Raw genomic sequence first — 19042 nt, forward strand, 5'->3', positions numbered from 1 at the left:
GATGAGCACACCGCAACTTCTCCTATTCCTGATCGGCACATTGAGTGCGATCGCGATTCTTACGACATACGTCGTGTATCCTTTGCTCATTGCGTTGTACGCGCGTTTCTTCCCTCGCCGATGGAAAACAGATGAGAACGCGCTCCCGCCCGTAACCATGCTCGTCGCGGCATACAATGAAGCGGAGGTTCTGGAAGAAAAAATCCGGAACTTTCTGGCGATGGACTATCCTCCGGACCGGCTCAGACTGCTCATCGGCAGCGATGGCTCCACAGACGGGACACAGGAACTACTCGATCGGCTGTGTGATGGCGAGAGGGTGCGCTATTTCGCCTTCGGTCGTGGCGGAAAAATGAAAACCGTCAATCAGCTCGCGACACAGGTCACGACGCCCTACATCATTTTTTCCGATGCCAACACGATGTATCACCCGCAAGCCGCGCGGAAACTGCTGCGCCACTTCGCGGACGACAGCATTGGCGGCGTATGCGGCAAACTGGTCTTGCGGCCCGTGAATGAAAGCTCCGGAGGACGCGGGGAGCACACCTACTGGTCGTTCGAGAATCTGATCAAGCAGTGGGAAGGCAATGCCGCAACAACGCTCGGAGCCACGGGCGGCATCTACGCAATACGGACGGAGTTTTTTGAGCCGCAGCCGGAAGAAGGGTACGTGGCGGATGACTTCCTCCTCCCTATGCGCATTCTCCTGCGCGGGAAACGCTTCGTTTTCGATGGCGAGGCGCTTGCGACGGAAGACACCATGCCCGATATGCGCAGGGAATACCACCGCAAGATCCGCGTCGCCATCAGCACCTTCAATGCCATGCGCGAGCTTCGTCCACGACTGCACGAGCTGCCTTTTTCCGTACGGCTGATGCTGTTCGGCCACAAAACGCTGCGGTGGCTGGTACCATTTTTCCTCGTCGCAATTCTGTTGAGCGCGGCGCTGCTCGCTTCACTGCCGTGGGTATGGAACTGGGTGCTTATCCCATCAGTCATATTTTCGGTTCTTGCGCTGCTCGCCTATGTGGCGGAGAGTTTCGGCAAGCGTCTGGGCGTGCTCTCGTTGCCGCTGTACTTCATTTCCATAAACGTCGCATTACTCGTCGGCTGGTGGAAATTCCTTTCGGGAGCCAAGGCCTCCACGTGGGAGCGTTCACCGAGATCGTAGTGCCGCACCCTGTTCCCGGTTTTCGCAATTGACTCCGTACAGCGTATCTTAAAAGTTTCTACCGGCGCGGACGGAAAATCCGCGACGGGCGCAACCGAAGAACGTACAGTCTCGAAGCAGCGATGGACAAAAAGCGCACAATCATTGATTTTTTCGACCGTGAAGCCCCTGCGCGCAGCAGAAAGCGGAAGCGCTTCGGCTACTTTTACCGGTTGACCGAAAATTATCTGCGCTTTTATGTGCCCGAAGGTTCGTCCGTCCTGCTCGTCGGCTGCGGCACCGGTGAGATGCTGCACGCGCTCAAGCCCTCCCGCGGCGTGGGCATTGATATCAGTGGGGGCATGATCGAGCAGGCGAGAAAGAACTTCCCGCAGTATGAATTCCACACCCAGGATGTCGAATCGTTGCATCTGGACGAGACTTTCGATGTGGTGATTTTTTCCGATGTCATCGGGTATCTTAACGACATCCAGACGACGCTTTCGCGTATTCAGAGCGTTTGTGATGAAAACACGCGCGTGATGATCACCTATTTCAGCATTTTCTGGCAATTCCCGTTGCGACTGGCGGAAAAGGCCGGGCTGAAAATGACCTCGCCGTTTTTCGCCTGGCTGGAACCGGACGACATCGCGAATCTGCTGGATCTGGCCGGCTTCGACATCATCCGGAAAAATCTGAAAGTTCTTTTTCCTCTCTACATTCCGCTGTTGTCGTTCTTCTTCAACTTTTTTCTCGCAAACCTTCCCATCATCCGGCGCCTCTGTCTGCTGGAAATCGTCTCCGCCCGCCTCCGTCCGTCCGGCGAGCGACACGAGAAGTCCGTCGCCGTTCTCATCCCCACACGGAACGAAAAAGGAAACATCGCTGCCGCTCTGGATCGTCTCCCTGCTCTCGGCAGTCACACCGAGGTGATTTTCGTGGATGGTCACAGCACCGACGGCACGCTGGAAGAGGTGGAGCGCCAGGCCGCGCTGCGTCCGCACATGGACATCAGCTGGTATTCCCAGGACGGCAAGGGCAAGGGCGACGCGGTGCGTAAGGGCTTTTCGCTCGCAAAAAGCGACATTCTGATGATTCTGGATGCGGACCTGACCGTCCCGCCCGAAGAATTACCGAAATTCTACGACGCACTCGTGCAGGGCAAGGGTGAGTTTATCAACGGCTCACGCATGGTGTATCCGATGGAAGACCGCGCCATGCGTTTTCTCAATGTGCTGGGAAACAAGTTTTTCAGCATCGTCTTCACCTGGCTGCTGGACCAGCGTTTCAAAGACACGCTGTGCGGCACCAAGGTGCTCACGCGTGAGAATTATCTCAAGGTTGCGGCGAACCGTTCGTATTTCGGAGATTTTGATCCTTTCGGCGATTTCGACCTCATCTTCGGCGCGGCCAAGCTGAATCTGAAAATCACGGAAATTCCCATCCGCTATCGCGAACGCACCTACGGCAGCACCAACATCAGCCGCTTCCGTCACGGTCTGATCCTGCTCCGTATGTGTCTTTACGCCTACAAGAAGATCAAGATGATATGACGCAACGTGCCGGCTCGGTGTACGCCATCCGCGGGGATATCCGGACCGAGATGGATGGTGTTTACTGACGGTGTTTCGCAACGGATGTGCGCAGGCATTGTGCTTCCTGGGAACCACACACGATCAGGAACGCCGACACGCTAGCTAGGTGCTCCACGTACTCTGCAACAGACACACATCCACACCATCCGAGGCGATGGCGTGTGTTGCAACAATGTGCCCGTCGCGCTGTTCCCACGCGCTGCGGGCGAAGACGGATCCCCCGTAACGCGTTTCCCGGCGATACTGAACCTGCAGCTTCGTCATGTTCCCGTGCTGCCGCATGTTTTCGGGCAATGCCTCCAGCGCCCACTCCACATAGCGGAGATTGTTCACGTGCCCGTTGTGATCGATGTCCGACATGCGCACACTGAATTCCCTTTCCTCCATGGCATGGGCAGGGGGAGGGAGGGCCGGAGGCATTGTGAGTTCCGGGGACTCGGCCGCGATGCCATAACCCGAAAACATCGCTTCATCGATGCGCCGCGGCCTGCGCCGAACCGTGTCGATGTACACCCAATGCGAAAGCGCATCGACGCAACGCGACCCGTCTTCGCTGTCAATGGCGAAGCTGCGTGTGGCAAGCATGTTGCGAAACGCGAGCGGCCGCGTGTGCACCAGCGCGGTGGAGCCCAGCGTCGGGCGCTGGTGTATGACGATATCATACTGCGTCAGCAGCCAGGCGACGTTGTTCGCGGCGTAAAAATCCAGCCCGATTCCGCATTGCTCACTCTGAATCATCGCCATGTCTTCGAAATACCGCAGCATGCTGAACACCGTCTGCCGGCGACGGGCGTCGCAATCGTAATAGTGCAAAAAGTACTCCCGCGAAAAGGGAAGCCCCGCGGTGCCGTGATCCGCTGGAAGTACGGTGTCGTCAGTTTCTGTCATAGCATAGATGGTCTGTGTGATCCTGCAGAATGCTTCCCGCCGCTCTTCGTCTCTATGCGCGTGCGTTGCCGGCGCGATCAGGAGACGCCGTCACTGCGCTCCCGCATGCGCACGAGGCAGCCCGCGCGTGTCGGATGGTCTTCAACGAAAGCGTCGGGATGCACATCGCGTATGAGCCAGAGTATGAGCATGTCACCGCCCGCCGCGAAAATGAAGAACAGCGAGAATGCCAGTAAAGCCGCATCCCCGTTGAACAATGAAATGATTGCGGGAAGCACGCCTATCGCCAGCAGCGGCGTCGCGGCACCGATGCGGTACGCCCTGGCCGTGATGGGAACGGTGCAATGCGCATACGGCGTGATGGTCTTCCAGTCGAAGCCGAAACGTATGGCGCGGAGAGGCAGGCGTGCGGCTCGCGCCCAGGCCAGGGCGTGCAATGCCTCATGGACGACGACGCCAACACCTAGCGCAAGCAGTAGGATTATGCCGGTGTCGGACGAACGAAACAAGGTCGCGATGCCGTCCAAACCCCAGACGGCATACCAAACAAGTCCCGGCAGCAGAATCGCCGGAAGCGCGAACACCACCATGACGAAATTGGCGCGGAGCAGCGAAATGGATCTGTCCTCCGCCGGATATTCTGAAGCAGTCGCAGCTCCGTGTGTCGCGGTCATCGATGTGTCAGAACCGTGATCGATCATGGGGACGGTCCGGTATCACAGTAGCGGAAGGTAGCGCTCGTTGAGCACATTCAGGTGATGCCGCTCATGCCCCGCAAGTATGAAGGGAATGGCCCGTGCGGTAATGGAATTCCCGGCCGCTGTACCGCGTCGTGCCTGCACGGCCTCGCTCCACGTACTGAAGAGGAAAATGTTGGACATGCGGAGATGCTCGAATTCACGGGCCAGCAATTCGTGGGGAATACTGTTGAAGTCCGCGCCGAGCACATAATCGTCCTGCTCGAAGCCCGGCAGCGGCGTATTGTCTCCGCGCGCGAAGCAAAGCCCGCGATAAGCGAAAATACGCTCCGTGTCGATGATGTGACCGATCACTTCCTTGATGCTCCACTTTCCGGGTGCATAGGAAAAACCCGCCTGTTCGTCACTGAGTCGGGCCAAAATACCGAGCGTCTCGCTCTTCTGCCGCTCAAGTATCTCCAGTATGTCGCCTTCAGACAGCAAACTGATGTAGGTACGGTAATACGGGGCGTATTCGTCGGACAAAGGAGTACGGAATTGCGGGCTGCCCATGGGTGACCTCCGTGAGTTATAAAAAACGCTCGTCGGCTGGAGCGCTTCCGTAATGTACACAGCGGAAGAGTTTTTCCCATGCGAATGCATCGTGTCGCTCAAGCCGACGTATCGCAGATGCGGCTGGCACGTGGCAGGTGTGCGTTGCTCATGGCCAACTGTGCCGTGACGACTGCATTGCAGAGGAGCACCGCTCGTGCAATTCCCTTGCGAACTGCGGCTCCCTCAGCTCGCACCCTTGTTCAGCCGGCGCCGGTTTGCGTCATAGCGAAGCTGCAGCAACTCGACGCCGAGCGCAAACCCCATCGGGAGATAAATGTACGCCTTGGGCACATGTTGATGCAGCCCTTCTATGAAAATTGTGACGCCTATGGTGATGAGAAAGGAGAGCGCCAGAATCTTGATCGTCGGCGTCCGCATGATGAAATCGCCGATGGGCTTGGCGAAGAACAGCACACCCACGAAGGACACCAATACCGAGGTGACGATAATCCAGACCTCATGGGTCAGGCCCACAGCGGTGATAACGGAGTCAATGGAAAACACAATGTCCAGCAGCACAATTTGCGTGATGACGGCAGCGAAGGTTGCTCCCTTCCCCGCTTGTGGATGCGCGTCGTGCATCTCCACTGTGTGATGGATTTCCCTTGCGGCCTTGTACAGCAGGAACAACCCTCCCGCCAGTAACAGCAGATCACGGACCGAAAAATCGAATAAGACTGGGTCGGTCAGACCTGTGAGCGCGAGCACGAGCAGCAGCATAAGCAAGCGCGCGACAAGCGCGAGACTCAGACCCAGGATGCGCGCGAAATTCCGCTTCGATTCTTCGAGCCGTGATACGAAAATTGAAATAACGAGAATGTTGTCGACACCGAGCACCAGTTCGAGGCCGATCAACAGGGCGAGTAGTCCCAAAGCATCTGTCATGAGTGGAAATCGTTGCTTTCTGATTCGTGCGCCGTCGCGACGACGGGCGCGCTATTTTTTTGCGGGATGCGTTCTGATGTAATTGATCGCCGTGGTCAGATTCGCCATGAAGAGTTCGGGATCCTCGAGCATTACGAAATGTCCCAATCCCGGCATGGTCGTCATTGCCGCATAGGGAAGAAGTCTCCGCAGTGGTGCAAGGTTCGTTGGCCAGTGATCCGAATTCAACAGATACGCCGGCAGTCCGATCTCCGCAAAACCCGCTTCATGATGGTACCAGGTGTACTGCCGAAAAGCGTTGACAGCAACGCGGGGATCGGCGCTGGACATGTCCTCGACGATGCGCGCCCTAAGTGACGAGTCGGCGCTCTCACTGAACATACCGCGAATCCACGGCCTCGTAGTGCCTTTGAAATCACGACGCATCGCAAGGATGAAAGAATCCACCTCGGCGCTCCGCCAACTCGCGGTGATATCGTGATACGTGTCCACACCTATCAACCCGAGCACGCGAGCAGGCATCTGCCTGGCCGCTTCGAGCACTGCGGCACCACCCATGGAGTGCCCGGCCAAAATCAACGAACGAAGACCTTCTTTCTCGATGACGGCACGAATATCCGAGCCGAACGCTTGCATCGTGAACTGCTCCCGTTCATCACCGGATTCGCCGTGTCCCGCGAGATCAATGGCTACTACTGTGTACTGCTCGGCCAATACATCGAACTGTTCGCGCCAATATGTCCTGTCGCAGGACCACCCGTGTACCAGGACAATCACGGGATAGCCGCCGCCTTTGATCTGATAGGCGATCTCCACCCCGTCCTCGGATTCCGCCATGGCGGTGTGCAGCACTGCGGGATCACGCTTTGCCTCCGCTTCAGAGTCGCCGCAGGACGTAGTGATAAAAACAAGCAGAAAAACAGCGGGGATGATTCGAAACAGGGCTGCCAGATTCGGCATGAAGACCTCATGTTGGAGAAATGCACATGCGCCACGGTGAAAAGTAACACCGTGGCGCATGAATGCAAATGCCTATCCGTTCTGCTTTTTGAGCAAATCCCGGATTTCCGTGAGCAGAACCTCTTCCGCCGGAGGAGCAGGCGGCGCCGCGGGAGCTTCCACTTCCTTTTTCTTCATGGAATTCATTCCCTTTACGACAAGGAAGATAGCGAAGGCGATGATGACGAAGTCAATCACTTTCTGAATGAAAATACCCCAGTTTAACGTCACTGCGGGTGCCTCACCCTCCGCCGCCTTGAGCATCAGACTCAATGCGGAAAAATCAACCCCGCCCATGAGCAAACCCAAAGGTGGCGTCAGGACGTCGTTGACAAAAGAAGAAACGATACCGCCGAACGCGGCACCGATCACGATACCGACAGCCATGTCAATGACATTGCCGCGCATCGCAAAATCCTTGAACTCCTTGATCATGCTCATCGAGTTGCTCCGATAATGGTGAAGACGTGATAGTTCGGACGATGGAAGAGGCTCCCTGAGTTCACACCAAGAGAACGTGTGCCCCGGGATAACCGTGTACAAAGCGATAGTCTCGTCGAAAAGATAGAAAAACTGCGGACGGGACACAATTATCAAATGTTCCGTTTCTACTCCTTTGGAGTGGGGATTTCGTACAGCACGGCGACGGCACCACCCGGATCGCGTATCACGCAGTATCGCCCTATCGAACCGCCGCCGCGTATTCCTCCGAGTATGCTGCCTCCCAGCGCTTCGCAACGCGCCACGCGCTCGTCCAGTTTGTCCACATTGATGTACACGAGCCACTGTGCAGGCAAACCCGCATTGGCGCCGCGCGCATGACAAATGCCTGCCGCACCCCGGCCCTCGACATCCTTCATCACATAATCTTCGTACTTTCCCATGCTGAGGCCCTCAAAAGTCCATCCGGCTACCTCCGCGTAAAAGTCGCGTATGCGCTCGGCATCGGGAACGGTCAGATCCGTCCAGGTAATGGATCCAGGGATCGGTGTATTGTCGGTGCTCATGGTGTTTTCTCTTTTTTGAAATGCATTCAGACAGGAACGCCCGGCACGGTCAATTGCCGGCCGTTGTCCTTTGCGGTGATGCCGAGCAGAAAAGGTGCCGACCGCTCCGCCCATTCCTCGGGCGAAGGGTAGGCTGCCGCGTTGTCCGGCCAACAGGTGCGGAGCATATCGGTGTTGATGACGCCGGGATTGAGCGATACCGCCGCGAAGCCCGGCGGCAATTCCTCCGCCAGCGCCTGTGTCAATCCCTCCACCGCCCATTTCGATGCGCAATACGGCGCCATGCCCGCGTCCGCGGAGCGTCCCCAGCCCGAGGAAACGTTGACGACAATCCCGCGCCCGAGTCGCAACATGCCCGGTAAAAATGCACGAATCGTATGAACCACCCCCATGACATTGATGCGCATGAGATCGTCGAAAGCTACGGGATCAATCTCCCACAACGGGGCGGGTTCGTTGATCACGGCGGCATTGTTGATGATGAGATCGGGAATACAACCCTCTGCCTCCAACGACTCCGCCCAGCGCTCGAGCGCGCCCGCGTCAGAGACGTCCACGAGCGCAGTGTCCTCGCCCCCGTTGCGCGCGCAACCATGTACGGTATGGCCGAGTGCGCGAAAGCGTCCAAGCAACGCAAGGCCCAACCCCCGGCTCGCCCCGGTCACAATAATGTGTCTTTGCATACTTCGATCCGCTGTGGAAGAGCAACTTAGAATGTTCGAGCATGATGTGCAAGAATCGGCTGCTTGATCCGCTGTCATGCGCCCGGCATGCTTGTTTCTGCGTTCTCTTGTGTATCCGAGCTGCCCGCAGTCCGCCTCATTGCGCGCATCATCGTATTCGATGACTCTCTGACCCGTTGCAAGAAAAATACGCTGTTCCCCTGGTCCGCCGGCGTGTGCCCGTTTCCGATTTGACCCAGACGCGCTTCGGTGTTACATTCGCGCTGTGAGCACTCAACAACAATTCACGCGGCAAGGACGCTGGCGCTGATCCTGAATTTCCTCGCATGCAAACACAAGCCACACTGCACCTCATCGTCAATCCCGCCGCTGGTAGGGGACGCGGCGGACGCGTGCATCGTGAGGTGCTGAAGAAAGCGCATGATCACGGATGGCATGTCAATGAGTACGTCACTGGCGGCCGCGGTCACGCCACCACCATCGCCGCCAAACTCCCGGATGACGAAGCACCACTGCTTGTGCTCGGGGGCGACGGAACGATGAACGAGGTGATCAACGGATTACGCCATCGCTCGCATCCCGTCGGACTCGTCCCCATTGGTACCGGAAACGACTTTGCGCGGCTGCTCCGCCTCCGCGACACGGACGATGCGCTGCATGCGTTGCGTGAAGGCAAACGTCGTGTGGTGGATACCGCGCTGGTGGACGTGGTGAACGAGGATGGAACGGTAGAGCGCCGGCGCTTTATCAACAGCATGGGTATTGGCTTCGATGCCGCCGTTGCTGTGGATGTGGCGAATGTGCGTCTGGGCAGCGGCATGCTTCCCTATCTTATTTCGGTGTTCCGCGTGCTCCGGACCTATGAAGCGGTGCCGTCAACCATCACCTTCAGTAATGTCGAAATCTCATCTACCTTGTTCCTGGCCTGCATCGGCAACGGCACCACCAGCGGTGGCGGTTTCCGACTGACACCCCACGCCCACGCGGACGATGGTCTCCTCGATCTCTGTCACGTCAGGTCTACTCCGATGCGCCGCATCCTCGCGGTACTACCGAAAGCGCTTTCTGGAACGCACGTGCATGCGCCGGAGGTGCGTATGGAACGCGCGGCACATTTCAATGTGGCACTCGATTTTCCCTTACCCGTTCATCTTGACGGCGAGATTCTCACCCGGCAGGCGCGCCGTCTCGTAGTGACCTGTCTCCCGGGCGTATTCGAGTTCTTCATCCCGCCCGATTCAGCCCTGATGTGAACGACATCCTAGCCCGACGTCGCGCCTCCGTCCACACCCTCACATTGTCGTACATCCCTGTCCACCCGCTGGCGAGCAGTGGCGGCTTTCTGCCTTGTACCGAGTGCGACCACCTATATATCTTAAAGTTCGTTCTTTTCACTGCTTAGGGAGCATTTTGTGAAACGACTTAAAGAACTCAGTACCCGCCGCGTGCGGGAGTACGACTATTCGAAGCTGTCGAAGCATCTCGTCGTGTTCAAGACCAGGAAGAATGCCGAGATCCTCGGAACGACGAAAGACGGCATCACCACGCTCAGCGACGCCGGACGCGCATTTCTCGATGTGCTCGGTCAGGCGTTGCAGAATTTCCCGTGCATTCGTCTTCATGAACTGAACATTCGTCCCTCCGAGGTGGAGCTGGCGTTGGAGATCACGGAAGTCCGGAATCCCCGGAAAGCGCCGCCGGAGGACAGTGACGAATGGCTATACTACCGGCGCATCATGACACTGCCGGAGTTCATGGGGTATCTGAAGATGAACAGCGCGCATCGCATCAACGCGTTGTTCGGCAGGAACGGCGGCGCAGTCTGGGCGCGGCGTTATGCATCATGCGTTCTGGAGGACGAGGACGTATTGACCCGCGTGTACGCGGAGTTGCGGGAGGAGTGGAGCCATGTGGTGGTGGATCCCGCGCAGCAGACGAAGAAGGGGAAGCAGGCCTCCACCTTGGCCGATGTTCTTGCATCGGAATTCGGCGGCACGGGTGCGCTGTCCGTAAATGGACGCAAAGGGCGTGCGGTATCGGATCAGCTCGCCGGGGCGATGCTTCTCGGCCGCGTACTGCTGCTGACGGGCGCGCGGAGAGATGAAGCGGTACGCACTGCATCCAAGAAGGGCGTCGCGCGTGGGGGAGGCGCCGGTGGCATGGCGGGCAGGCGAGGCTCGGTGGTCCGGTGCCTGGGTCCGGCACGGATTTTTCTTTCCGAGTAAGCGGAAGCCGAAGAGCACATTTTTTTATCGCAAGGAGACAGGGACAGCGCCCCGGGACGACAGACGTCAGGCGGAGAGGGGAAGCTCTGTGCATTTGTCTGGATTTGGGTCCGTCTGTTGAGGGATGATGGTCGGAAATGGAGGAGTGTGGTGGTTTGGGTGGTGGTTTTGAGGGCTGGGACCTGGTGTGGCGGGGGTGTTTCCGGGTCCTGGGGAGAAATTGGGCGATACATGAATCGCCCAATTTCGGATTCGGCCGTACCCGCGTGGCGATACATGAATCGCCCAATTTCGGATTCGGCCGTACCCGCGTGGCGATACATGAATCACCCAATTCTGGTTTTCAGGATGCGCTCGGATGGCAATACATGAATCGCCCGAATCGCCTCCGAGACGCTCTCGTATCGGGTATCATCGGTCGCACAAACCCACCAGCACGCATCTTCCCTCCTCCGTCAATCCTCAACCAGAGTTCTCGATCCCCGAGTACGACTTGGCTGCCTGTCAGACACCGGTATTCTCGAATGCGCGTTGTACGCCGTCATTCGACTGAGATCCAATTTTTTCGGCGATGACTCCTGTGAGAACTATTTGGATAAGATATGGATATCTCTATCCGCGTTCCGCAGTGTTCCGTGTGCTCGCTGTCGAAAGCGCACGATTTTCTGTATCTTCCTGTGTTCCGCTCTGTTCACGAATCGAATGAGGAAACATGGATCTCACTGCCATTCAATCCGCTCTTCGCGAGGCCGGTCTCGACGGCTGGCTGTTTTACGACTTTCATAACCGCGACGCCATTGCTGCGCGAATCCTTAAAATGGATACCAGCCGCTTCGCCTCGCGCCGCTGGTTCTACTTCATTCCCGCACAGGGCGAAGCACAGAAACTTGTGCACCGCATCGAACCCTGGCGCTGCGATCATCTGCCGGGCGAAAAGCATGTGTACCTGCCCTGGCCGCAACTCCGCCAACTCCTGAAGGATATGCTCGGCGATGCAAAGAAAGTGGCCATGCAGTACTCGCCGCTCAACAATATTCCCTACGTCTCCATCGTGGATGCCGGCACCGTAGACCTTATCCGCAGCTTCGGCGTCGAAGTGGTTTCCAGCGGCGACCTTGTGGGGCGTTTCGAAGCGCATCTCTCCATGGACGACTGGGATAGCCACAAAGAAGCCGGTGAGGTCATGCAGATGGTGAAGGACGAGACCTTCCGCGAGGTCGCCCGCCGTATCAAGGCCGGCCAGCGTCCGCGCGAGGTGGAGATCCAACATTTTATGCACGATCTGATGCGTACCAACGGCATGCACTGGGAAGACGGTCCCATCGTCGCTATCAATGAGCATGCCGCTGATCCGCATTTCGAGCCGACGGAGGAGAACAGTGTGGAAATGAAGGAAGGCGATCTTCTTCTGCTCGACCTCTGGGCCAAGAAAAACAAACCGGGAGCCATTTATTACGATATCACCTGGATGGGCTACATCGGTACCGATGTGCCACAGCGTATCACGGACATTTTCAACGTCGCGCGTGACGCCCGCAATGCAGGTCTGCAGATGGTACGGGAACGCTTCGCCTCCGGGACACAGCTCGCTGGTTGGGAAGTGGACGACGCGGTGCGTAAGGTGATCGTGGACGCCGGTTACGGCGAGTATTTCGTACATCGCACCGGTCACAACATCGGCCTCGAAGTACATGGAAACGGCGGCCACATTGATAACCTGGAAACCATGGACGAGCGCCTCATCCTGCCGGGCACCTGCTTCAGCATTGAACCCGGCATTTACATGGAGCATGAGAAGCTCGGCTTCCGCACAGAAATCGATGTCTTCGTTACAGACGAGGGCGCCGTCGAAGTAACTGGTGCGATACAGGAGCACGTCATCCCCATTCTCACTCTCTCGTAACATCTCACACGATTGTGCGGGGGACGGCGGCCGGCTGTCCCCCGTTTCCTTTCACACCCTTTGATGGATGCGCCTATGTACACCTACATGTTCGTGATTCTGGCCTATCTGATCGCTCTCACGGCCTACAATTTTTACCAGGCTCGCAAGGTCAAAACGCAGGACGACATGATGGTCGCGGGCCGTAGTCTCGGCGTGACCAAAATGGTCTTCACGCTTGTCTGTACCTGGATTGGTTCGGGGACTTTCATCGCCGGAGCAGAGTACGCGTTCCGCGCGGGCTGGAGCTCCATGTGGATGCCTGCCGGTGCCTGGGCGGGGATCGCCATCATCTACTTTCTCGCCGCGAAAATCCGCACCTTCGGGCAATACACTATCGGCGATATCCTCGAGGAACGGTACGGTAAGTTCGCGCGACTCTTCGGTGCCGTCGTGCTGGTCATCGCCTTCACTACTATCGTCTCCTATCAGTTCCGTGCCGGTGGGTACATTCTCAATGTTATCACCGACGGAGCAATCAGTGTGGAAATGGGACAAGCACTCGCCGCGGCCTTCGTGATTCTGTTTACCGCTATCGGCGGCATGATCGCTGTGGCACATACGGATTTGCCAAACGGCATAATCATCGTGCTGGCATGTATTATCGCGGTACCGTTTGTGGTGGTCACCGCCGGGGGATTTGGCGCGCCCGCAGAAGTGCTTCCCGCTTCGCACATGATGCTGATATCGCCGGAGTTCGGGCAGTATCCGTTCCTGAAGGGCTTCAGTTATTTCCTGGCCACGATGTTTCTGCTGCTTGGCGTGCAAAGCATGTATCAGAAGTTCTACAGTGCCAAGACCGCAGCGGACGCAAAAAAGGCGGTGGCGTTGTGGATTGTCGGAACGATTGTGGTCGAGACCGTGGTCATTGTGATCGCGATTTATGCCGCCAGTTATTTCTGGAACGATACTTCCATCGATCCCGCCGCTATCGTGCTGCACGCAGCACGGAACATGGTGCCCGCGCCCGTGGGCTTGTTACTGCTCGGAGCGGCTGTGGTCGTGGTACTCTCCACCGGCATGAATTATCTGTTGAGTCCGTCCACGAATCTCATGCGCGATATCTATCAGCGCTTCATCAATCCCGACGCGCCGCAGCAACGCATGGTGGCGTTGCAGAAAGTCCTTATCGTCGTTCTGGGCTTCGCTGCCTTTCTGATGATTTTCATACCGACGGTGCTGAAATCAGAAATCTCCGTGCTCAAATACGCGTACTTCGCGTACACCTTGTATGGGGTCGCCATCACACCGGCGCTGCTCGCCGCTCTCGCATGGAAGCGCGCCACAAAAATGGGCGGGCTTGCAAGTATCATTTCCGGTGCGTTCATGGCCATCGTATTCGACATAGTCATCCCGTACGGTTTTCCGCAGGTGATGGTGTCGGGGGATCCGTGGGGGATTCCGAGCATCTATCCCGCGCTTTTTGTTTCCATCAGCGCGCTGGTCATTGTCAGCTACATGACACCGAAACCGGACGCGAAACTTCTGGAGAAGCTGTTTCCACAGCAGACCTGACCGTGAAACTTTCTTCTTGATCATCAACCCACAGGGGTAGGCGATGCCGCGGCAAAGCGTACCCCTGTGTCTTTTTTATGAGGATGGACCGGTAGTGATAATCCGCCTCCTGCTGTGGGACGAGAGAAGCAACGACACGGGACTCAGGCCTCTATGTGTCCCGACTGGAATTCCCGGCATCTCTCGATTCACCAACACACCTGCACGTCCGCTTCTCGCATTTGTGCATTGCGCCTCTTATATTCCAATTGACCAATTTCTGGTGATGTATGTCTGCCCTTTCCCCTTTGACCCTCGCGATGCCTTTCGCGCTTCTCGTGGTGCTGCTTGCGCCTGCGATTGATGCACAGACGGATTTCACTGATGTGGAGCGCCGAAGCGGTTATGCGCTGCGCGGTGATACTGCAGTGTTTCTCTTTGATGAAATGGTCCATGGCGAGCGTCCCGGCATCGTCAGCGTCACAGGAAGTATGCGTGCTTGGTCGCAGGACATGAACGAGAGTCCCTGGCTGCTTCACTCCGTGACCGGATCCGGACTCTGGTTGCTGCGAATGCCCGGGCGAAGCGATGCGCTTCGTGACACGGAATTTAAGTTTCGCACGGATGAAGGGAAATGGATACCGCCACCACCTGCTGCGCTGAATGTGCGGTCCGGCAATCTTGTGTTCGATCCGCAAGAGCAACGCCCGGAATATCGAGCCGAAATCGTCGCGCCCCGGCATATTCGCTTCTTTCTTCTTCGCGGAGAGGCTGAACTTCAACTGGATCCGGCCGCCTACGAGATCGAAACCGCGCAGGGACGACGCATCGCCGTGCTGTCGCTGTTCTGGACCGGACGCAACACGCTTCAGATCTATCCCGCCGAGGATCTTGACATTCGCCGTGTCCATTTCCTCCGGGTGAATAGCAAAGGCCTCCGCCTGCTTTGTTCCTTCGACGGCTGGCTGCGCCATACCTACACACCGCTGGAACTGGGGGCACGCTATCATACCAATACTGATTCCACGGTATTCCGCATCATTGCTCCACGCGCAGACAGCGTCGTGCTCTACCTGTACAGCGAACGCACTGGTGCGCACACCGCCCGTCACCCGATGCGGCGCAACAGCGACGGGAGCTGGGAGCATGCACGTAATGGTGACCTGGAGGGCAGCTGGTACGATTTCACCGTGCACGGTCCGCCGGACCCGGGAAATGAGTTTTTCGAACAGATGCCGGTGCACATTAGTGATCCCTGGGCACGGGTGAGTGACGACAGCTTCGGGCGCTCCCGCGTTCGTCGTCCCGAGACTCCCCCACCTCCGGTGAAAGGCGGACGACCGAAAATGGAAGATGTCATCGCCTACGAAGTACATCTGGAAGATTTCACGCTGACGCTTCCCGGACTCGCGGGGGAAAAGCGCGGCAGCTTCGCGGGCTTCATCGAAAGCGGACTGTACAATAAACGCGGCGAAGCGGTCGGCTTCGACTATCTCGTGAATCTGGGTATCAATGTTGTCCACCTGCTGCCTGTGCAGGAATTCCTGCACTACCCCGACGACGAGTGGCGAAGCGCCTTTATGAACGACGCCTACATGCGCGAGCAAATGGTGGCCGAAAGTAATTACCAGTGGGGCTACCGCACCTCCCATGCCATGGCGCTCGAATCGCGCTACCGCACACGCGGCAGTGACTTCGGGTCCCAAAACCGCGATTTCCGAAATCTTGTCGCCGCATTCCATGAGAAAGGCATCGCCGTGATCGTGGACCTCGTCTTCAATCACACCGCCGAGCGCATGGATAGCCGGGAGATGTACTTTCACTTTCGCGTGCTGGACAGACATCTGTGGTATCGCACAGGTGATGATCTGAATTTCATCGGCGAATACGGTACGGAAACCAAGTCCGAGGATCGTCCCATGACCGCGCGCTGGATATACGACCAATGCGAACTCCTCGTGCGGGAATACGGTGTGGATGGTTTCCGCATTGACCTGGCAGGGCTCACAGACAAGCTGACCCTCCATGAATTACGTCGACGGCTGGGACCGGACATTATCATTTATGGCGAACCCTGGATAGCATCTTCCGATCCCGATTATGAGGCTAATCCCGATTGGAACTGGTACAAGGAAGATGCGCCTATCACCTTCTTCCAGGATGATACCCGAAACGCGCTCTGTGGTCCGCCGGACAATCCGCGCGATAAAAGAACCGATCGCGGCTACGCTGGTGGTAACGGGAACCGCGAAGCGGCCAAGCATGCCCTCGCCAATACCTTCGAACACGAAGACAGTCCCAACAAGGGTATCAATTACCTCGACATACACGACAACTGGGCACTTGCGGACCGCTTCGCCGAACGTGACTGGAATGGTCTGCTTGGTGTTGATGAAGGCCCGTACCGCATCGCCGCCGCGATGTTGTTCACCTCGCTCGGCCCGATAGTTCTGCATGGCGGCAGCGAATTCATGCGCAGCAAAGGCGCCACACCGCTGGTCAGTTACGTCAAGCACACAGCGACCGGACCAGTCTATATCCATGGTAAACGTGACACGTACAATTTGCGGAAACCGAATCTCTTTGACTGGGATGTACTGGGCACGAACCGCGCAGACGGGGCAGCGTGCAATTACGGACAGATGGCGGCATACTGGAAGGGACTCATCGCTTTGCGAAAAAGTTCGTGGGGGAAGGTCTTCCGCATTGATAAGGGAATTTCAAAGGATTATATTCGCTGGACAGAACCTGACAATCCCATGGTGCTCGGGTACGTTGTTGGAGGCAGCGTTGCGGTCGCTGTCAATACGGCCGATACGCCATGTATCGTAGATTCCTTTACACTGCCCGCGGGATCGTGGGAGCTTGTCGTGAACGACGAGCGGGCAGGAACTGAAACGATTTCGGGCTACCCGGAATCTTCACTCCATGGAGGATCGGTTACCCTCACCCTTCCTCCGCAATCCGTGCGTATCTGGGTACGGCGGTAGCACACACAAGGAGGCGCCATGAGTAAACGTATTGTAGTCGGCCTGGACGGTTCTCCCTACTCCAAAAGCGCGATCGAAATGGCAATCCGTCGTTCGCGTCTGTATGAAGGAACTATCATCGGCGTGGCCGTTATCGACAGACCGAGCATTGAAGGACTTGCGGCCGGTGCCCAGCCCGGGGCCTTTCAAATGTCCGAATCCGCTGTCTCGACGATGCTCAATGATGCAAAGCACCATGCCGAGGAGTTGATCGCACAATTCCGTATGACCTGTGATGTCGCGAATGTTCAACACGAAGACGTCATTTATACGGGAACGCCCTTTGAAGGTCTTCTTGACGAGGGCAAAACCGCCGATCTGATCATTACAGGTCTACGAACATTTTTCCACTATCCCACACATGAAGGTCCCGGAGACACCCTTGAGATGCTTCTCAAGGATCCTGTCTGTCCGGTGCTCGCCGTTCCGGAAAAGCTCGAACTCCCGCGCAATGTCGTCATCGCATACGATGGAACGCTCGGTGCTGCAAGGGCTTTGCAGTCCTACGCGCATGTGACTCCGGATATCCCGAATATCTATCCCGTCACGCTGCTGTGTGTGGCCATGGAATATGACAAACATAAATACGACCTTGAAAAGGCGGTCAAATTCCTGCAATCCCATGGCATCGAAGCGCGGATCATGCTGCGTACAGGTAAAGCAGCCACAGCCATACTTCAGGTGGCGAAGGAACTGCATCCGGCGCTGGTGATTCTGGGCAGACCCATCCGACGCGGCATTACCGAGTATCTTTTCGGCAGCACTTCGAAACAGATCATCAATGCAGGCAACGTGCCGGTATTCGTGTTTCATTGACGCCGGCAGCGACTCCGGCTCTCGAGCGGTGTCGATCAATATCACTGATGCACAGGAGGGGGATCCCGGTCGCTGCGGACCGTTTCAGTGTTTCCAGGAGCGCACAGAGGGGCACGTGACCGCGCTACTCCTGTGTGTTGGTATGCGCGTGTTCACGCGGCCGATCCTCTCTGATACCTCGTATGGCGGGACGGGACAATGCGAGGAAACGGATATCCCTGAAACCGTACACTGTGAGCGCAGCGGCGCATTCCCCCATCGTCGCTCCGGTGGTCACAAGGTCATCCACAAGAATGACCGGTCGCGACTGATACGAACCAGCCAGTGATTCATTCACCGCGAAGGCGTCGAGCATATTGCCCCGGCGCTGATCTCGGTGCAAGCGTGCCGCGGATTGAGAAATCGTGTACCTTCGTCGCACAAGCAGCGCAGGGAGATGCTCGAGTTCGCATTCCGCGGCAAGTCCTCGGCACAGCATCTCCGCCTGATTATAGCCGCGCTCGAGCCGTTTGACGGTATGCAGCGGAACGGGAATGAGCAACGGTTGTCCCTGCACCAGAGGCGTGTCGTGTAAACGCTCGCCCAGAAGGCGCCCCAGCCAGACACCAATACGGTGCATGCCCTGATACTTCAGCGCATGGATGCAGGCCTCGAGTGCGCCGCCCGTCTCATGTTCATAACCCACAAACATCATACTGGCATCCGAGGGAAAACTGAGTGACGACAAATGCAGGTGTGATTCGTCCAAGGTCATCGGTAACGGGAGTATCCCCGCGAGACAGCGCGGACAGAGAACATCCTGAAAATGGATGCTGTTGCCACACCCAAGACATCGTGGGGGGAACACCACATCCTGAATCGCTGTCAGACAAATCCGCAGTACCGCCGGCACGATGTGCTGTAACCGAGTCCATCCGCTACCGACATCATGATGGGACCTCGTCTCATCCCCACCCGGAAGTTCTCCGGGCACGCCCTGTGCTGTGTGCATTGCTTGCTCCCTGAAAATGTTGTGAAACGGGAAGGGTGATGTTCTC

17 protein-coding genes are annotated in these 19042 nt (G+C 57.1%); 8 read left to right on the forward strand and 9 right to left on the reverse strand.

Annotated elements, in window-relative coordinates; genetic code table 11:
- Position 1: 1 nt before the first annotated feature.
- Positions 2–1171, forward strand: a complete 1170-nt coding sequence (locus M5R41_12540; protein ID MCZ7557219.1) for a glycosyltransferase family 2 protein — start codon at positions 2–4, stop codon at positions 1169–1171.
- Between the two features lie 122 nt (positions 1172–1293).
- Positions 1294–2703, forward strand: coding sequence for a bifunctional class I SAM-dependent methyltransferase/glycosyltransferase family 2 protein (locus M5R41_12545; GenBank protein MCZ7557220.1), 1410 nt, complete (start codon positions 1294–1296; stop codon positions 2701–2703).
- Between the two features lie 144 nt (positions 2704–2847).
- Here M5R41_12545 and M5R41_12550 read toward each other — a convergent pair whose 3' ends face one another.
- The 8 genes from M5R41_12550 to M5R41_12585 all read right to left on the reverse strand — a co-directional run bounded on the left by M5R41_12550 (position 2848) and on the right by M5R41_12585 (position 8499).
- Positions 2848–3633 carry a thioesterase gene (locus M5R41_12550; protein ID MCZ7557221.1) on the reverse strand — a complete coding sequence of 262 codons (786 nt, stop codon included), beginning with the start codon at positions 3631–3633 and terminating at the stop codon, positions 2848–2850.
- A gap of 77 nt (positions 3634–3710) precedes the next feature.
- Complete coding sequence (locus M5R41_12555) at positions 3711–4334, reverse strand: DUF3267 domain-containing protein (protein ID MCZ7557222.1); 624 nt, start codon at positions 4332–4334, stop codon at positions 3711–3713.
- Positions 4335–4349: 15 nt separating this feature from the next.
- On the reverse strand, positions 4350–4883 hold the full coding sequence (locus tag M5R41_12560; protein MCZ7557223.1) for a DinB family protein: 534 nt from the start codon (positions 4881–4883) through the stop codon (positions 4350–4352).
- A gap of 225 nt (positions 4884–5108) precedes the next feature.
- Positions 5109–5810 (reverse strand): TerC family protein, encoded by a 702-nt coding sequence (locus M5R41_12565; protein ID MCZ7557224.1) that lies wholly within the window; start codon positions 5808–5810, stop codon positions 5109–5111.
- 51 nt (positions 5811–5861) lie between these two features.
- Positions 5862–6770, reverse strand: a complete 909-nt coding sequence (locus M5R41_12570) for an alpha/beta hydrolase (protein MCZ7557225.1) — start codon at positions 6768–6770, stop codon at positions 5862–5864.
- A gap of 72 nt (positions 6771–6842) precedes the next feature.
- Positions 6843–7244, reverse strand: a complete 402-nt coding sequence (mscL, locus tag M5R41_12575) for a large-conductance mechanosensitive channel protein MscL (GenBank protein MCZ7557226.1) — start codon at positions 7242–7244, stop codon at positions 6843–6845.
- A 173-nt stretch (positions 7245–7417) separates the two neighbouring features.
- Positions 7418–7816, reverse strand: a complete 399-nt coding sequence (locus M5R41_12580; GenBank protein MCZ7557227.1) for a VOC family protein — start codon at positions 7814–7816, stop codon at positions 7418–7420.
- Between the two features lie 26 nt (positions 7817–7842).
- Positions 7843–8499, reverse strand: coding sequence for an SDR family NAD(P)-dependent oxidoreductase (locus M5R41_12585; protein ID MCZ7557228.1), 657 nt, complete (start codon positions 8497–8499; stop codon positions 7843–7845).
- A gap of 326 nt (positions 8500–8825) precedes the next feature.
- On the opposite strand from M5R41_12585, the gene M5R41_12590 reads away from it, so the two are divergent.
- From M5R41_12590 to M5R41_12615, 6 genes are all read left to right on the forward strand, one after another.
- A complete protein-coding gene (locus tag M5R41_12590; protein MCZ7557229.1) occupies positions 8826–9752 on the forward strand; it encodes a diacylglycerol kinase family lipid kinase in 927 nt (308 codons plus the stop codon).
- Between the two features lie 159 nt (positions 9753–9911).
- Complete coding sequence (locus M5R41_12595; GenBank protein MCZ7557230.1) at positions 9912–10724, forward strand: hypothetical protein; 813 nt, start codon at positions 9912–9914, stop codon at positions 10722–10724.
- A gap of 712 nt (positions 10725–11436) precedes the next feature.
- The gene (locus M5R41_12600) at positions 11437–12627 is read left to right on the forward strand and encodes a M24 family metallopeptidase (GenBank protein MCZ7557231.1); all 1191 of its coding nucleotides are present in this window, start codon (positions 11437–11439) and stop codon (positions 12625–12627) included.
- Positions 12628–12702: 75 nt separating this feature from the next.
- Positions 12703–14181: a sodium:solute symporter family protein gene (locus tag M5R41_12605; protein MCZ7557232.1), complete on the forward strand. Its 1479-nt coding sequence runs from the start codon at positions 12703–12705 to the stop codon at positions 14179–14181.
- Positions 14182–14450: 269 nt separating this feature from the next.
- Positions 14451–17150 carry an alpha-amylase family glycosyl hydrolase gene (locus M5R41_12610; protein MCZ7557233.1) on the forward strand — a complete coding sequence of 900 codons (2700 nt, stop codon included), beginning with the start codon at positions 14451–14453 and terminating at the stop codon, positions 17148–17150.
- Between the two features lie 18 nt (positions 17151–17168).
- Positions 17169–18005, forward strand: a complete 837-nt coding sequence (locus tag M5R41_12615) for a universal stress protein (GenBank protein ID MCZ7557234.1) — start codon at positions 17169–17171, stop codon at positions 18003–18005.
- Between the two features lie 124 nt (positions 18006–18129).
- Here M5R41_12615 and M5R41_12620 read toward each other — a convergent pair whose 3' ends face one another.
- Complete coding sequence (locus tag M5R41_12620; GenBank protein ID MCZ7557235.1) at positions 18130–18996, reverse strand: hypothetical protein; 867 nt, start codon at positions 18994–18996, stop codon at positions 18130–18132.
- Between the last annotated feature and the right edge of the window lie 46 nt (positions 18997–19042).

Source organism: Bacteroidia bacterium (assembly GCA_027493955.1).
Taxonomy (GTDB): domain Bacteria; phylum Bacteroidota; class Ignavibacteria; order SZUA-365; family SZUA-365; genus JAOSJT01.

Bases quoted from the DNA above. Each gene is read 5' to 3' on its own strand.
- M5R41_12605 (MCZ7557232.1), top strand. From the start codon at position 12,703: ATGTACACCTACATGTTCGTGATTCTGGCCTATCTGATCGCTCTCACG.
- M5R41_12540 (MCZ7557219.1), top strand. From the start codon at position 2: ATGAGCACACCGCAACTTCTCCTATTCCTGATCGGCACATTGAGTGCG.
- M5R41_12560 (MCZ7557223.1), bottom strand. From the start codon at position 4,883: ATGGGCAGCCCGCAATTCCGTACTCCTTTGTCCGACGAATACGCCCCG.
- M5R41_12555 (MCZ7557222.1), bottom strand. From the start codon at position 4,334: ATGATCGATCACGGTTCTGACACATCGATGACCGCGACACACGGAGCT.
- M5R41_12620 (MCZ7557235.1), bottom strand. From the start codon at position 18,996: ATGCACACAGCACAGGGCGTGCCCGGAGAACTTCCGGGTGGGGATGAG.
- M5R41_12570 (MCZ7557225.1), bottom strand. From the start codon at position 6,770: ATGCCGAATCTGGCAGCCCTGTTTCGAATCATCCCCGCTGTTTTTCTG.
- M5R41_12600 (MCZ7557231.1), top strand. From the start codon at position 11,437: ATGGATCTCACTGCCATTCAATCCGCTCTTCGCGAGGCCGGTCTCGAC.
- M5R41_12580 (MCZ7557227.1), bottom strand. From the start codon at position 7,816: ATGAGCACCGACAATACACCGATCCCTGGATCCATTACCTGGACGGAT.
- M5R41_12590 (MCZ7557229.1), top strand. From the start codon at position 8,826: ATGCAAACACAAGCCACACTGCACCTCATCGTCAATCCCGCCGCTGGT.
- M5R41_12585 (MCZ7557228.1), bottom strand. From the start codon at position 8,499: ATGCAAAGACACATTATTGTGACCGGGGCGAGCCGGGGGTTGGGCCTT.
- M5R41_12615 (MCZ7557234.1), top strand. From the start codon at position 17,169: ATGAGTAAACGTATTGTAGTCGGCCTGGACGGTTCTCCCTACTCCAAA.
- M5R41_12545 (MCZ7557220.1), top strand. From the start codon at position 1,294: ATGGACAAAAAGCGCACAATCATTGATTTTTTCGACCGTGAAGCCCCT.
- M5R41_12550 (MCZ7557221.1), bottom strand. From the start codon at position 3,633: ATGACAGAAACTGACGACACCGTACTTCCAGCGGATCACGGCACCGCG.
- M5R41_12565 (MCZ7557224.1), bottom strand. From the start codon at position 5,810: ATGACAGATGCTTTGGGACTACTCGCCCTGTTGATCGGCCTCGAACTG.
- mscL (MCZ7557226.1), bottom strand. From the start codon at position 7,244: ATGATCAAGGAGTTCAAGGATTTTGCGATGCGCGGCAATGTCATTGAC.
- M5R41_12610 (MCZ7557233.1), top strand. From the start codon at position 14,451: ATGTCTGCCCTTTCCCCTTTGACCCTCGCGATGCCTTTCGCGCTTCTC.